Source organism: Herbaspirillum sp. 1173 (assembly GCF_031455335.1).
GTDB classification, from domain to species: domain Bacteria; phylum Pseudomonadota; class Gammaproteobacteria; order Burkholderiales; family Burkholderiaceae_D; genus Herbaspirillum; species Herbaspirillum huttiense.
This window is the reverse complement of the sequence record NZ_JAVDSP010000001.1, coordinates 1,072,955-1,087,353: the sequence shown is the minus strand read 5'-3', so window position 1 is coordinate 1,087,353 and position 14,399 is coordinate 1,072,955. Positions and strand designations below refer to the sequence as shown.

Genomic DNA, 14,399 nt, shown 5'->3' with positions numbered 1-14,399 from the left:
ATTGCCTGGCGCTGCCGGAAGGGCGGCTTGCTAACGCAAGGTGTACATCAAGGTGCCATAGCCGGTCTGATCGTAACCACCACTGTTGGGTCCGTAGTCGCCGCCGCCTCCCTCTGGCCGCACCTTCTCGGCAAAGCGTTGCACGGCGGGCGCGGGCAGGCCTTTGAGCACCACATAGTGCTGGTACAGCAGTTCCCAGATCGGGCGTATTTCGCCTCGGCCTGCGGGTGAGATGGTCTCCTGCGTCACGTCGCTGTTGTGATAAGGCGTGAAGGGAACGGTATCGCCCAGGTTGTAGCGCGCCACATATTCGGCACCGCGCAGCAGCCGATTGTTTTCGTAGCCGAACAGGTCATCACCCTGGTTCCAGGCCATCTGGCAGAACGCGCCGGCAAGGGCCAGGTCCAGCAGGCTGTGTCCCTGGTCGCGACCGCTTTCCTGAATCTGGCCAAGACCGTCGGGATAGAGCGTCCAGACCAGATTGTTGATGGCACCATTGCCGGCTCCCTGCTTGAAGTAGCGGACGGCTTCCTGGTAGAGATCGTGGCGATCGGCCAGGATCCCGATCGCCATCATCGAACTCATGTTGGCGAGGTCCCAGTTGGCCCAGTAGTGATCGATGCGGGCCCCATTGTGGCGGGTGAGGAAGTCGTGATTCATCGGGTAGAAGACCCGCAGCATCATGTCCTTGAACGCGTTGAAGCCGCCGCCGGGCCAGTGTGGATAGTCGCGCAGGAGTTCTCCTGCGTTGGCCAGCTGGTAGCCATAGATGCCCGATGCCAGGAAGCGGTCCGAACTGCCTTCGATAGCCTGCAAGGTGCTGGCCCATGCGTCAAGCAGGAGCGCAGCGCGCGCGGCGTAGCGATCGTCGCCGCTGATTTTCCAGCGCAGGGCCAGGGCATAGGCTGCGGCCGCATCATTGAAGAGGCGGCTGTAGTTTTCTGCATGTCCGGCTCCATCCTTGCCGCGATAGATCACCGGGACCGCCGCCGGCTGCCAGTCGAGGCCGGCGTGGCGGTTGCCGGTGAGGCGCTGCCAGCCTGCAGTCCAGGGCTGGTCCATGGCGGCCAGGCGGGTCTTGATCCGGGTGAAATCCGCGGTGGTGTGCAGGCCGCCCGGATGAACGAAGGCGCTGCCTTCGGCCTCCGCCAGCGGCGTGCATCCCGCGCACAGGCAAAGCAAGGCGGTACGCAGTGTGGTTCGGGTGGTCTGGAAGAAAATTGTCAGCATGGTGTGCGCGTGAAGGGGCGACAGTGGAGTGTCCAGCAAAGCCTGGGATCACTGAACCGGGCTCGTCCTCTGACTGCGTAACGTTGGCCGGGTTCAGCTCAGATCAAAGGCGTTTCACTTGCCTTGTCCTGTGAGCGGTGGTCTGCCTCGGCGGCCCCGGTGTCACGGTGCAGCGTGTCAGCCAAAGAAAATCCCGGCCTTGCGGGCCGGGATGCGGTTGGGGGAGTGGCGGATGAGAATCAGGCCAGGGCTTCCTTGGCGGCTTCTTCCGGGGTGAGGCCATCGTAGTAGAGGTCAGTGAACCATTCGACCTGTTCCTCGATGTGCTCTTGTGCCTGGTCCAGCGTGGCACCGCCCTTGACCAGGAATTGCTCGACTTCGGTACACCATTGGATCAGGGCTTCGGTTTCCGGGTCCAGTTTCTCTTTCTTGGGCATGTTGACTCCTTTGCTTCGGTAATGATGGGCGTGAGTGCCCTGTGCAAGGATAGGCCAAACCGGCCATGCGTGCGCACTTTTATTGGGCCGGGTTCATTGCAGCAACTGGCTGCCGCTGCTGGTACCGCTGGCCGCCGCGATACTGCTGGCCAGCACCGCCGCCGCCGATCTCGTCTCCACCCCCAGCTTCACGAAGATATGTTCCAGGTGCTTGTTGACGGTACGCGGACTCATGCCGAGGATCTCGGCGATGTCGCGGTTGGTCTTGCCCTTGCCCAGCCAGAGCAGCACGTCGCTTTCGCGCGGCGTCAGGCGCGCGCCTTCCAGAGTGGCCGGCAGGACCATGAGCTCTTCGCCACGCTGCGCCCCGCCAGCGATTTTCTCCTCCAGCACCAGACTCACGCCATGCCCCTGACCCGGACCGGAGAGGGTGATGTGCAGTTCATCCTGTTGCTGGCGCACGATCAACGGCGGTACGTGATCCAGGCTCTCGCCCTGGCGCTGCCGTACCAGCTGCTCGTTGAGCCAGACCTGCAAGGGCCCGGGCAGCTTGTGACTGGCCGGTGCCGCCGGGCCATAGTATTTTTCCAGCCACTGTGAGGCCTTGCTGGTCTGCCACATCGGCAAGCCATTGCCGCCCAGAACGATCACCGCATGTGCCGCATGTTCCAGCATGCCGCGCGTCTGCGTCATCATGCGCGCAGTACGGATATGCGCACCGATGCGCGCCACTACCTCCTGCGGACGGATCGGCTTGGTCACGTAGTCGATGCCGCCGACCTCGAAGCCGCGCACCACGTGCTCGGTCTCCGACAGGCCCGTCATGAACACCACCGGGACATGCGCCACGCGCTTGACCTGCTTGATGCGGCGACAGGTCTCGAAGCCATCGATGCCGGGCATCATCGCATCCAGCAGGATCAGGTCGGGCGTGATGTGATCCAGCCGCTCCAGCGCCGCCAGGCCGTCGGTGGCGACCAGCACGATGTGGCCGCTCTCATCGAGCGCGTCGGACAACATGGCCAGGTTGTCGGGCATGTCATCGACGATCAGTACCACGTGTCTATCGAACGTCGTTGAGATCATGTCGGATCAGCTCCTTGATGCGGGTGACGTATTCGTTCAATCGGAATTGCTTGACCAGCTGCCGCAGCTCGGTGGTGAAGGGCAGGTAGGCCGGCTGCTGGCGCTCCATGGCGTCGAGCTGGCGCAGGATTTCCTTGGCGTAGCCGATGCTGCCCAGTTCCAGCAGGGTGGCCAGCTTCTCTTGCGGTGGCACCAGCATCAGGGCCTGTGGCGCCGCAGATGGCGGTGGCACTTCTGCCGGCACAGCAGGAAGGATGCTCGCCACCCAGTCCAGTTGCAGATGCTGGCGGATCTTGCCCAGCAATTCGTGATACGAGACCGGCTTGACCACGAAGTCATTGACCAGCGGCGGCTCGTTGCGCTCATGCAGGTTCTCGAAGGCATTGGCCGAGACCAGCAGGATGGGCAACTGCGTGAGCCCGCGTGCGCGAATGGCGCGGGCCACCGTCCAGCCATCCATCTGCGGCATGGCGATGTCCAGCAGGATCAGGTCCGGTACTTCGCGTCCCAGACGCTCCATGCAGGCCAGTCCGCTGTCGGCTTCGCTCACCACGAATCCCAGCGGCATGAGCATGTCCCTGAGCAGGCGACGTTGCGAGGCCTGGTCGTCCACCACCAGGATGTGGCGAGAAGGACCGGCGTAGCCCGACATCTGGTCTTCCAGCTTGATGCGCGGGCGCGGGACGTGTACTTCAGGCAGGTAGATCTTGAGATGGAAACTGCTGCCCTGGCCGACCCGGCTCTGCACGCTCAATTCGCCGCCCATGATGTGCACCAGCATGCGGCTGATGGCCAGACCGAGGCCGGTGCCGATGTCTTCGCGCAGATTGGCGGCGCTGCTGCGCTCGAAGGGCAGGAAGATGCGTTCCAGGTCCTCGTCGGCAATGCCGATGCCGCTGTCGATCACATCGAAATACGCGATCTCGCGGGCGTAGCGCAGCTTGAGCGTGACGCCGCCGTGATCGGTGAATTTCACCGCATTGCCCAGCAGGTTGATGAGGATCTGGCGCAGCCGCTTCTGGTCCGCGTGCACGATCTGCGGCAGGCGTCCGGATTTCTCGAAGCGGAAGTGCAGCCCCTTCTGTTCGGCCTGTGGCGCGAACATGCCGACGATCTGTTCCAGGAAAGCTTCCAGCGCCAGCTCGTCCGAGGCCAGGCGCATCTTGCCGGCTTCGATCTTGGCGATATCGAGCAGGCCATCGATCAGACTCAATAGGTGTTCGCCGCTGCGGCGGATGATGGCGATGGCTTCCTTGCGGGCCGGCGGGATGGTGGCATCCACGTGCAGAATCTGGGCATAGCCGAGGATGCTGTTCAGGGGCGTGCGCAATTCGTGGCTCATGCCGGCCACGAAGCGGCTCTTGGCCAGGTTGGCCGATTCGGCGGCTTCCTTGGCGCGCTGCAGTTCGGCATCGGTCTGCTTGTGGGCCTCGATTTCCTGCAGCAGCAGGTTGGTCTGGCGTTCCGATTCTTCCTGGGCGACGGCGCGGCTCTCGTTGGTCAGTACCAGCCACCAGGCACCGACGCCAACCACTACCAGCAGCAGGCAGAACAGCTTGATGAAGACGCCCCGCAATGAATCCGGTGCGGACAAGCTCAGCCCGGAAAGATCGGCCATCTGCTGGAAATACAGCATCCACAACACGATGGCCAGCCCGCCGGCCAACAGCCCGAAGACACTCAGGTAATGCCCGATGCGCGTATTGAGCTTGAGTGCGAAGCGCGCCGGGATCAGCTGGCGTAGCGTATGAAGAATCTGGTTGGGCAGGCGTGCGCGGGGCGTCTTGCAGCGGTCCTTGCAGCGTGCATCGAGTGAACAGCACAGCGAACAGATGGCCCCCTGGTAGGCTGGACAATGCGCCATGTCCGGCGTCTCGAACGCATTGCCACAGATCACGCAATCCAGTACCGAGTGCGCCTGTCCGGGCGTGACGGGCCGATAGTTCTGCTCGGACAGCGTATCGCGCCGCGCGATGTAGTAGCGGCTGCCGGTGGCCAGCGCGATCAGCGGCGCCGTCACCAGCGCCGTCCCCAATGCGATGAAGGGGGCCATCGCGGCAATGGTCTTGCCCAGCACGCCCGACATGGCCAGCGTGGAGAGCAGGGTGGCAATCACCATCGATCCCACACCCACGGGGTTCACGTCATACAGGTGCGCGCGCTTGAATTCGATGTGCGCCGGGCTCAGGCGCAGCGGCTTGTTGATGACCAGGTCGGCTACCACGGCCCCGATCCAGGAGATGGCCACCAGGCTGTAGAGCGCCAGCACGTGTTCCAGTGCATTGAACACCCCAAGCTCCATGAGCAGCACCGCGATCAGCACATTGAACACCAGCCACACCACGCGCCCCGGATGGCTATGCGTGAGGCGCGCAAAGAAATTGGACCAGGCCAGCGAGCCGGCATAGGCATTGGTGACATTGATCTTGATCTGCGACACCACCACGAACAGCACCACCGCCCCCAGCGCAAAGGCCGGATTGCCGAACACGTACTGGTAGCCGATCAGGTACATCTGGGTCGGCTCCACGGCACGCGCCATGGGCACTTCATGCTGGATGGCGAGGAACGCCAGCAGCGTTCCGCCCAGCATCTTGGCCCCGCCCAGCAGGATCCAGCCGGGTCCGGCCAGCAGCAGGGCGCTCCACCAGCGGCCGCGATTGGCGGCGGTCTTCTGCGGCAGGAAGCGCAGGAAGTCCACCTGTTCGCCCACTTGCGCAATGAGCGAGAAGGCCACCGTGGCGGCAGCGCCGAAGAGCGTGAGGTTGAAGGAGCTGCCTTCTTCGGCACGGCCCGCGAAGCTCATCAGGTTCGACAGTGCCTCCGGTTCCTTGTACAGCACGCAGGCATAGGGCAGCACCAGCAGCACCAGCCACAGCGGCTGGGTCCACATCTGCAGGCGATTGATGAGGGTGATGCCGTAGGCCACCATGGGGATGATGATGAGCGAACAGAGCACATAGCCATACACCAGCGGCAGGCCGAAATAGATCTCGATGGCCTGCGCCATGATGGCCGCTTCCAGCGCGAAGAAGATGAAGGTGAAGCTGGCGTAGATCAGCGAGGTAATGGTCGAACCGATGTAGCCGAAGCCGGCGCCGCGCGTGAGCAGGTCCATGTCGACCCCGTAGCGCGCCGCGTAATAGCTGATGGGCAGGCCGGTCGCGAAGAACAGCACCATCACGCAGATGATGGCCCAGAAGGCATTGGTAAAGCCATAGCTCAGGGTGATGGCACCGCTGATGGCTTCCAGCGCCAGGAAGGAGGTGGCCCCCAGCGCCGTGTTGGCCAGGCGAAATTCGGACCAGCGGCGAAAGGACAGCGGCGTGTAGCGCAGCGCGTAGTCTTCCAGCGTCTCGTTGGCGACCCAGGTGTTGTAGTCGCGCCTGACCTTGACGATGCGTTGTGTGGCGGGATGGGTCACGTTGGCTCTTGGTGGGGTCGGGGGTTCCGGTGGCTCATGTCCGTCAGCATTCTGTCAGTGTGCTGTAGCGCAGACGGGCTGCCTGGCTCGTGTTTATGTCCAAGCAATTTTCAAACCATTCGGGGCAAGAGGGCATACGTCAAATGACGTAGATGCCTGTCTGCATGACATGAGAATTCACCAAGAAAAGGCAGCCGGCATGAACGCCGTCGCCGCATCCCGACGCCCTGCACGCAAAGTGCGCACCAACAGCAGGCAAGCCATGATCAAAAGCTGTGCAGGCCGGCAGGCCGCACCAGCAGGGGGCTTACGTCAAACAACGTATTGTTGCGCTGCACCTGCGAACCTATTCTGCGCCTCAGAACGAAGCGCCGGAACCGTGTGATGGACGGGGTTTCCCGAGCTGCGCCACTGCCGGGGCAGTGACTTGTCCGGTCTTCGTTTCACCGCTTGCATGACGCCACGATGGCCCAGACCGAGTCCAACAACAACGCCCGAAAGGAGTACCGCATGTCGCATTCCTCGTCTTCCAATCCTCCCTCGCTCCCGCGCCGCAAGATCCTCATGGGCCTGGCCGCCGGGGCGGCAGCAGCGGCCCTGCCGGGCATGGCCTCGGCCCAGCAGTATCCGACCGCCAAGGTCAACACCACCAAGCTGGCCATCACCGATACCGAAGTCACGGTCGGCCAGCTGCACTCGGCTACCGGCACCATGGCCATCAGCGAAACCGGTTCGATCCAGGCCGAGCGCCTGGCCATCGACCAGATCAATGCCATGGGCGGCATCCTCGGCCGCAAGATCAAGATCATCCAGGAAGACGGTGCCAGCGACTGGCCGACCTTCGCCGAAAAGGCCAAGAAGCTGCTGGAAAACGACCGCGTGGCTGCCGTCTTCGGCTGTTGGACGTCAGCCTCGCGCAAGGCGGTGCTGCCGGTGTTCGAGAAGGACAATGGCCTGCTGTATTACCCGACCTTCTACGAAGGCCTGGAGCAATCCAAGAACGTGTTCTATACCGGTCAGGAGGCGACGCAACAGGTGCTGGCAGGCCTGAATTGGGTGGCCAAGGAGAAGAAGGCCAAGACCTTCTTCCTGGTTGGCTCGGACTACATCTGGCCGCGGACTTCCAACAAGATCGCCCGCAAGCACATCGAGAACGTGCTCAAGGGGTCGGTGGTGGGCGAGGAATACTACCCGCTGGGCAACACGCAATTCGGTTCGCTCATCAACAAGATCAAGTTGAAAAAGCCCGACGTGATTTTCGCCGACGTGGTCGGTGGCTCCAACGTCGCTTTCTACAAGCAGCTGAAGGCCGCCGGCGTGACCGCCAAGACCCAGAACCTGCTGACCATTTCGGTGACCGAGGATGAAATGCTGGGCATCGGCGGCGAGAACGTGGAAGGCTTCTTCGCCTCGATGAAATATTTCCAGAGCCTGGACAACGCCAACAACAAGAAATTCGTGGCCGAGTTCAAGGCCAAGTTCGGTGCCAATTCGGTCATCGGCGACGTCACCCAAGCCGCCTATCTCGGCCCCTGGTTGTGGAAGGCTGCCGTGGAAAAGGCCGGCAGCTTCGATGTCGACAAGGTGGTGGCCGCTTCGCCCGGCATCGAACTCAAGACCGCGCCCGAAGGCTACGTCAAGGTTCATGAAAACCATCACCTGTGGAGCAAGACCCGCATCGGCGAAGCGCAGAAGGATGGCCAGTTCAAGGTGGTCTACGAGTCCGAACTGATCGAGCCAAATCCCTTCCCCAAGGGCTACCAGTAAGGCGGTCCGGCCGGTGCCGCACCGGCCCTTCGTGCAGCAAAGCGGCGGCGTCTGTAGTGACATGCGGGCGCTGCCGCCCATTTCTCCAATCGGCAACTCTGCCCCGTCGGGAGTCATCATGGTTTCTCTATCCGAATTCGGCGCCATCTTCGCCATGCAGGGCTTCAATGGCCTCTCGGTCTTCTGCGTGCTGCTGCTCATGGCGCTGGGCCTGGCCATCATCTTCGGGCAGATGGGCGTGATCAACATGGCCCACGGTGAATTCCTCACCATCGGTGCCTACATCACCTACCTGCTGTCGCACCTGACCACCACCTATGCACCGGCCTTGCAGCCGTTCTATTTTTTCGTGGCCATCGTGCTGTCCTTCGCCGTGGCCTATGGCGTGGGTTATCTCACCGAGCTGCTGCTCATCAGCCGCCTCTACAAGCGTCCGCTCGATACGCTGCTGGCGACCTGGGGCCTGTCGCTGGCGATGCAGCAGACCTTCCGTTCCATCTTCGGCGCCAAGGAAGTCAGCGCCACCTTGCCGGACTGGCTCATGGGTTCCTTCAAGCCGACCGATGCCATCGATATCCCCTTGAACGGTCTCTTCATGATGGGCCTCACGGTGCTGCTCACCGGTGCCATCTTCGTATTGCTGTTCCGTTCACGCTGGGGCCTGCAGGTACGGGCCACGATGCAGAACCGCGTCATGAGCGGAGCGGTAGGCATCAATACCCGCAAGGTGGACCGCACCACCTTTGCACTCGGCTGCGGTGTGGCCGGCGTGGCGGGGGCGGCCTTCACCACCATCGGTTCCACCGGCCCGACCAGCGGATCGCTCTACATCGTCGATACCTTCCTGGTGGTGGTCTTCGGTGGCGCGCAGAGTCTGATCGGCACCATCGCCTCGGCCTTCTCGATTGCGCAGACGCAGTCCACGGCGGAATTCTTCCTGACCGGTTCCATGGCCAAGGTGCTGACCTTGTCGGCGGTGATCCTGATCCTGATGCTGCGTCCGCAAGGGCTGTTCTCGGCGAAGGTGCGCAAATGAATCTGAAACATGGCCACTTCCGATCCAACTACATGAGCGAGGTCCGATGATGAATGCAGCCTATGAAAAACTGCTGGGCGGGCGCTCCGGTGCGCTTGGCCTGCTTGTGATGGCAGCCCTGTTGCTGGTGGTGTTCCCGCTGACGATGGACATGTTCCGTCTCAACCTGGTGGGCAAATACCTGTCCTACGCCTTCGTGGCCGTGGGCCTGGTGCTGTGCTGGGGCTACGGCGGCATCCTCAGCCTGGGGCAGGGCGTGTTCTTCGGCCTGGGCGGCTATTGCATGGCCATGTTCCTCAAGCTCGAAGCCTCTGACCCCATCAGCACCAAGATCCAGTCCACGCCGGGCATTCCCGACTTCATGGACTGGAACCAGATCACCGCCTTGCCGGCCATGTGGGAGCCTTTCCATAGTTTTGCCTTCACGATTATTGCCGTGCTGGTGGTACCGACCGCGCTGGCCATGCTGATCGGGCTGGCGATGTTCAAGCGCCGTGTGGGGGATGTGTATTTCTCCATCGTCACGCAAGCCATTGCGGCCATCCTGTCCATCCTCATCATCGGCCAGCAGGGGCTGACCGGCGGCGTCAATGGCATCACCGACCTCAAGACTCTGATGGGCTGGGATATCCGCACCGACCACGCCAAGCTGGTGCTGTATTTCGTCAATGCGGGATTGCTTTTCGGCTGCATCCTGTTTGGCCGCTATGTGCTCGGGTCCAAGCTGGGCCGCCTGCTGGTGGCCATGCGCGACAAGGAAGAACGGGTGCGCTTCTCCGGCTATGACGTGGCCAGCTTCAAGGTCTTCGTCTTCTGTGCGGCGGCCATGTTCTCGGCCATCGGCGGGGCCATGTTCACGCTGCAGGTGGGCTTCATGTCGCCGTCCTTCGTCGGGATCGTGCCTTCCATCGAAATGGTGATCTTTGCTGCAGTGGGTGGCCGCATGTCGCTGCTGGGCGCGGTGTACGGAACGCTGCTGGTGAACTTTGGCAAAACCTACTTCTCCGAAACGTTCCCCGAATTGTGGCTGTTCCTGATGGGCGGTCTCTTCATCGCGGTGGTGATGTATTTCCCCAATGGCCTGGCCGGCCTCTGGCAGACCCAGGGCAAGCGCCTGATGGACAAGCTGCGCGGCCCATCCAAGCCGGTAGCCCCCGTTGCTGCAGAAGCCGCCAAGCCGGTTTCCCGAGCATCCACCCCTGAACCCAAGCGCGATGGCATCGAGCCGGGCGCGACCCTGGAGGCCAGCAAATGAGCGAGAACGCCATCGGTTTCGAATCGGACGCCCATCCGGTCCTGGCCATCGAAGACCTGACCGTGTCTTTCGATGGGTTCAAGGCAGTCGACAAGCTCAATCTCTACGTGCAGCGCAATGAGGTGCGCGTGGTGATCGGCCCCAACGGCGCAGGCAAGACCACGGTGCTGGACCTGATCTGCGGCAAGACCCGCGCCACCTCCGGCAGCATCAAGTTCAACAATCACGAACTGACGAAGATGAGCGAGCACGCCATCGTGCGGGTAGGCGTGGGACGCAAGTTCCAGACCCCGTCCATCTACGAGAACCTCTCCGTGTTCGAGAACCTGGAGATGTCCTTCCCGCGTGGCCGCAAGGTGTTCGGCGCGCTGACTTTCAAGCGTTCGCCGGATGTGGTGGCGCGGGTGGAAGCGGTGGCCGCCGAGATCTTCCTGGACGAACAACTGCATACGCAAGCCGACCTGCTCTCGCACGGCCAGAAGCAGTGGCTGGAGATCGGCATGCTGCTGATGCAGGAGCCGGAGCTCTTGATGCTGGATGAACCGGTGGCCGGCATGAGCGTGTCCGAACGCGAAAAGACGGCCGAGCTGCTGGGCCGCATCAGCCAGGGCCGCTCGGTGGTGGTGATCGAGCACGACATGGATTTCGTCAAGAGCATCGCCCACAAGGTCACCGTGCTGCACCAGGGGAAAATCCTGGCTGAGGGCAGCATGGAGAAGGTGCAGTCCGATCCCAAAGTGATCGACGTCTATCTCGGTCACTGAACTTTCCTCATCCTCGGAGCCTGCCATGTTCAAAGTCTCGCAACTCGCCTCCGGCTACGGCCAGAGCAAGGTCATCCACGATGTCGACCTGTCGGTGGCCAAGGAAGAAATCGTCGCCGTCATGGGCCGCAACGGCATGGGCAAGACCACGCTGTTCAAGACCCTAATGGGCATCCTGCCGCTGCGCGGCGGCAGCATCAGCATCGATGGCGTGGAACTCGGTGGCCTGGAAAGCCACCAGCGCGTCGAGCGCGGCGTGGCCTACGTGCCGCAGGGGCGCATGATCTTTTCGCACATGACGGTGCTGGAAAACATCCAGACCGGCTTGCCCGCATCGGCCAAGGGCAAGGTGCCCGATGAACTGTATTCGCTGTTCCCGGTGCTGTATGACATGCGTACCCGCAAGGGCGGCAATCTGTCCGGCGGACAGCAGCAGCAACTGGCCATTGCGCGCGCACTGGCGACCAACCCGCGCGTGCTGCTGCTGGATGAACCGACTGAAGGGATACAGCCTTCCATCATCAAGGACATCGCCAAAAGCCTCAAGGAAATCCGCAAGATCCGTGCGCTCACCATCGTGGTCTCGGAGCAGGTGCTGAGCTTCACGCTGGAGATTGCGGACCGTTTTCTGGTCATCGACAAGGGCCGCTTTGTCTACGAGGACACGCGCGAGAACGTCGATGCGCCCACCATCAGCAAGTATCTGTCGGTCTGATCCGACCGTCTTTTCAGAGGAGCAAGCCCATGCGACACGGAGACATTTCAGCCAGCCGCGACGCCGTCGGCGTGGCCGTGGTGAACTACAAGATGCCACGCCTGCATACGCGCGGCGAGGTACTGGAGAACGCCAGGAAGATCGCCGCCATGCTGGTCGGCATGAAGCAGGGACTGCCAGGGCTGGACCTGGTGGTGTTTCCCGAGTATTCCACCCACGGCATCATGTATGACCGTGAAGAAATGTTCGAGACCGCCGCCACCATCCCCGGCGACGAGACCGCCATCTTTTCCGAAGCCTGCCGCATCGCCGGCGTGTGGGGCGTCTTTTCGCTCACCGGCGAGCGCCATGAGGAGCATCCGCGCAAGGTGCCCTACAACACCCTCATCCTCATCAACGACCAGGGCGAGATCGTGCAGAAGTATCGCAAGATCATGCCGTGGACGCCCATCGAGGGCTGGTATCCGGGCGATACCACCTACGTCTGCGACGGCCCCAAGGGCTTGAAGATCAGCCTCATCATCTGTGATGACGGCAACTATCCCGAGATCTGGCGCGACTGCGCCATGAAGGGTGCGGAACTGGTGGTGCGCTGCCAGGGCTACATGTATCCGGCCAAGGAACAGCAGATCATGGTCTCCAAGGCCATGGCCTGGATGAACAACCTGTATGTGGCCGTGGCCAATGCATCAGGGTTCGATGGCGTCTATTCCTACTTCGGCCATTCGGCCATCGTCGGTTTCGACGGCCGCACGCTGGGCGAGTGCGGTACCGAAGAGATGGGCATCCAGTATGCCGAACTGTCGGTCTCGGCCATCCGCGATGCACGCCGCAACTGGCAGTCGCAGAACCACCTCTACAAGCTGCTGCATCGCGGCTACACCGGCAAGATCAATTCTGGCGAATCGCCGGCCGGCGTGGCCGAGTGTCCCTTCGACTTTTATCGCACCTGGGTCAACGACCCGGCGGCTGCACGCGCCCAGGTCGAGGCATTGACGCGCAACAGTGCCGGTACGCCCGAATGCCCGATGCCGGGGATTCCCACCGAGCCGGCAGCCTGAGGCCGAAGGCGCAAGGCCTCATCACACATCCACCACCAAGGAGATCGCATGCAACACTTCAAGATCAAGCCCGGCGTCCCGCTGGCAGAGCAGGCTGAACTGGGTCACAACCGCTGGCACCCGGACCTGCCTTTCCTGGCCTCGGTCAAGCCGGGCGAATCCATCCTGATCGAGTCGCTGGACTTCCTCGACGCGCAGATCCAGGACACTGACGATGTCTCCGACGTCAAGAACGTCGACCTCACCCGCGCCCATCCGCTGACCGGTCCCTTCCACGTCGAAGGCGCAGAACCGGGTGACCTGCTGGTGATCGACCTGCTGGACATCAAGCCGGTCACCCCGGTCGGTTTCTCGGGCGTGTTTGCCAAGGAAAACGGCGGCGGCTTCCTGGCCGATTATTTCCCCGAAGCCGACAAGGCGATCTGGGACCTGAAGGGCTTGTATGCCACCTCGCGCCATATTCCGGGCGTGCGCATCGCAGGCCTGACCCACCCTGGTCTGATGGGTTGCCTGCCGTCCCACGATCTGCTGGCTGAGTGGAATCGCCGGGAAGCGCCGCTGGCCGCCAAGGGCCTGGCGCAACCACCGAACCCCAGCACTGCCGTCTTGCGCGGCCTGACCGGTGCGAAATTCGACGAGATGGCCAAGGTTGCCGCCCGCACCGTGCCGCCGCGCGAGCATGGCGGCAACACCGACATCAAGGACCTGTCGGCAGGCACCCGCATCTTCTTCCCGGTGTACGTGAAGGGCGCGGGTTTCTCGATGGGGGACCTGCACTTCTCGCAGGGTGATGGCGAGATCGGTTTCTGCGGCGCCATCGAGATGGATGGCGTGAGCCACGTCGGCTTCGACCTCATCAAGGGCGGCATGGCCAAGTACAACATCACCTCGCCCATCTTCATGCCCAGCATCGTCAAGCCGCATTACGAGCAGTGGCTGACTTTCGAAGGCATCAGTGTGGAAAACGGCGTGAACTACTACCTCGACGCCACCGTGGCCTATCGCCAGGCCTGCCTGAAGGCCATCGACTACCTGACCCACTTCGGCTACACCGGCAGCCAGGCCTACATGCTGCTGACGGCCGCGCCGGTGGAAGGGCGCATCGGCGGCATCGTCGATATTCCCAACTGCGCCTGCACGGTGGCCTTGCCGACCTCCATCTTCGATCAGGACATCACGCCCAAGGGCATGCTCAACGACAAATCCTATTGGGGCCGCAAGGGCTAGCGATCAACGCAGTGACGTGTGTGTTCCCGGCCGGGCGCAGGCCTGGCCGGTTTTTTTCGTGATAACGGATTGGTGAAGGAGTCCCCATGCCCTTGTATGACATTCGTTGCAGCCATTGCGAAGGCATCTTCGAACGCCTCATTCCCCTTCAGGGATTGCACGGCCAGACTTGCTGTCCCTATTGCAAGGAGGAGACGGCCGCCTCACCCATGGCCACGGGCGGTCATGTCGGCTTGCAGGTCAAGCATCGCTGGCAGCCGCGCAACGGTGCCGAGCAACTGGCCGGGCAGGGGGCGACCGGGCCGGGCACCCATGCAGGGGCAGGCCGCAGCAGCGTGCTGCACAACTGCAAGGGACACAGCTGCAGTATCTGCGCGACCTGAGGCCGGCCGGATTG

At 62.4% G+C, this 14,399-nt stretch carries 12 protein-coding genes; 8 read left to right on the top strand and 4 right to left on the bottom strand.

Translation table 11 applies throughout. The features are described 5' to 3' along the window. Window positions 1-30: 30 nt before the first annotated feature. The 4 genes from J2X56_RS04930 to J2X56_RS04915 form a co-directional block, all read right to left on the bottom strand. Window positions 31-1,230: an alginate lyase family protein gene (locus J2X56_RS04930; RefSeq protein WP_204726533.1), complete on the bottom strand. Its 1,200-nt coding sequence runs from the start codon at window positions 1,228-1,230 to the stop codon at window positions 31-33. A gap of 239 nt (window positions 1,231-1,469) precedes the next feature. Continuing rightward, window positions 1,470-1,667: a hypothetical protein gene (locus J2X56_RS04925; RefSeq protein WP_008329502.1), complete on the bottom strand. Its 198-nt coding sequence runs from the start codon at window positions 1,665-1,667 to the stop codon at window positions 1,470-1,472. A gap of 93 nt (window positions 1,668-1,760) precedes the next feature. Continuing rightward, window positions 1,761-2,753, bottom strand: a complete 993-nt coding sequence (locus tag J2X56_RS04920; RefSeq protein WP_121041530.1) for a response regulator transcription factor — start codon at window positions 2,751-2,753, stop codon at window positions 1,761-1,763. Continuing rightward, window positions 2,731-6,177, bottom strand: a complete 3,447-nt coding sequence (locus J2X56_RS04915) for an ATP-binding protein (RefSeq protein WP_310158564.1) — start codon at window positions 6,175-6,177, stop codon at window positions 2,731-2,733. The genes J2X56_RS04920 and J2X56_RS04915 overlap by 23 nt, the downstream gene beginning before the upstream one ends. 510 nt (window positions 6,178-6,687) lie before the next feature. Between J2X56_RS04915 and urtA the strand changes: the two genes are divergently transcribed. From urtA to J2X56_RS04875, 8 genes are all read left to right on the top strand, one after another. Beyond that, on the top strand, window positions 6,688-7,944 hold the full coding sequence (gene urtA / locus J2X56_RS04910; protein WP_039788032.1) for an urea ABC transporter substrate-binding protein: 1,257 nt from the start codon (window positions 6,688-6,690) through the stop codon (window positions 7,942-7,944). 118 nt (window positions 7,945-8,062) lie between these two features. Next, window positions 8,063-8,980: an urea ABC transporter permease subunit UrtB gene (gene urtB / locus J2X56_RS04905; RefSeq protein WP_039787923.1), complete on the top strand. Its 918-nt coding sequence runs from the start codon at window positions 8,063-8,065 to the stop codon at window positions 8,978-8,980. Between the two features lie 49 nt (window positions 8,981-9,029). Then, window positions 9,030-10,235: an urea ABC transporter permease subunit UrtC gene (gene urtC, locus J2X56_RS04900; RefSeq protein WP_310158560.1), complete on the top strand. Its 1,206-nt coding sequence runs from the start codon at window positions 9,030-9,032 to the stop codon at window positions 10,233-10,235. Next, window positions 10,232-10,999 (top strand): urea ABC transporter ATP-binding protein UrtD, encoded by a 768-nt coding sequence (gene urtD / locus J2X56_RS04895; RefSeq protein WP_034332310.1) that lies wholly within the window; start codon window positions 10,232-10,234, stop codon window positions 10,997-10,999. The genes urtC and urtD overlap by 4 nt, the downstream gene beginning before the upstream one ends. A gap of 25 nt (window positions 11,000-11,024) precedes the next feature. Then, window positions 11,025-11,714, top strand: coding sequence for an urea ABC transporter ATP-binding subunit UrtE (urtE, locus tag J2X56_RS04890; RefSeq protein ID WP_034332312.1), 690 nt, complete (start codon window positions 11,025-11,027; stop codon window positions 11,712-11,714). Between the two features lie 29 nt (window positions 11,715-11,743). Beyond that, window positions 11,744-12,775: an aliphatic amidase gene (locus J2X56_RS04885; protein WP_121041526.1), complete on the top strand. Its 1,032-nt coding sequence runs from the start codon at window positions 11,744-11,746 to the stop codon at window positions 12,773-12,775. Between the two features lie 48 nt (window positions 12,776-12,823). Further along, window positions 12,824-14,002, top strand: a complete 1,179-nt coding sequence (gene fmdA / locus J2X56_RS04880) for a formamidase (RefSeq protein WP_013234603.1) — start codon at window positions 12,824-12,826, stop codon at window positions 14,000-14,002. A gap of 86 nt (window positions 14,003-14,088) precedes the next feature. Then, window positions 14,089-14,385, top strand: a complete 297-nt coding sequence (locus tag J2X56_RS04875; RefSeq protein WP_121041524.1) for an FmdB family zinc ribbon protein — start codon at window positions 14,089-14,091, stop codon at window positions 14,383-14,385. Window positions 14,386-14,399: the final 14 nt, after the last annotated feature.

What these genes read in the sequence shown, in the direction of transcription:
- J2X56_RS04930 (WP_204726533.1), bottom strand. Translation starts at nt 1,230, where the DNA reads ATGCTGACAATTTTCTTCCAGACCACCCGAACCACACTGCGTACCGCC.
- J2X56_RS04925 (WP_008329502.1), bottom strand. Translation starts at nt 1,667, where the DNA reads ATGCCCAAGAAAGAGAAACTGGACCCGGAAACCGAAGCCCTGATCCAA.
- J2X56_RS04920 (WP_121041530.1), bottom strand. Translation starts at nt 2,753, where the DNA reads ATGATCTCAACGACGTTCGATAGACACGTGGTACTGATCGTCGATGAC.
- urtA (WP_039788032.1), top strand. Translation starts at nt 6,688, where the DNA reads ATGTCGCATTCCTCGTCTTCCAATCCTCCCTCGCTCCCGCGCCGCAAG.
- urtB (WP_039787923.1), top strand. Translation starts at nt 8,063, where the DNA reads ATGGTTTCTCTATCCGAATTCGGCGCCATCTTCGCCATGCAGGGCTTC.
- urtC (WP_310158560.1), top strand. Translation starts at nt 9,030, where the DNA reads ATGAATGCAGCCTATGAAAAACTGCTGGGCGGGCGCTCCGGTGCGCTT.
- urtD (WP_034332310.1), top strand. Translation starts at nt 10,232, where the DNA reads ATGAGCGAGAACGCCATCGGTTTCGAATCGGACGCCCATCCGGTCCTG.
- urtE (WP_034332312.1), top strand. Translation starts at nt 11,025, where the DNA reads ATGTTCAAAGTCTCGCAACTCGCCTCCGGCTACGGCCAGAGCAAGGTC.
- J2X56_RS04885 (WP_121041526.1), top strand. Translation starts at nt 11,744, where the DNA reads ATGCGACACGGAGACATTTCAGCCAGCCGCGACGCCGTCGGCGTGGCC.
- fmdA (WP_013234603.1), top strand. Translation starts at nt 12,824, where the DNA reads ATGCAACACTTCAAGATCAAGCCCGGCGTCCCGCTGGCAGAGCAGGCT.
- J2X56_RS04875 (WP_121041524.1), top strand. Translation starts at nt 14,089, where the DNA reads ATGCCCTTGTATGACATTCGTTGCAGCCATTGCGAAGGCATCTTCGAA.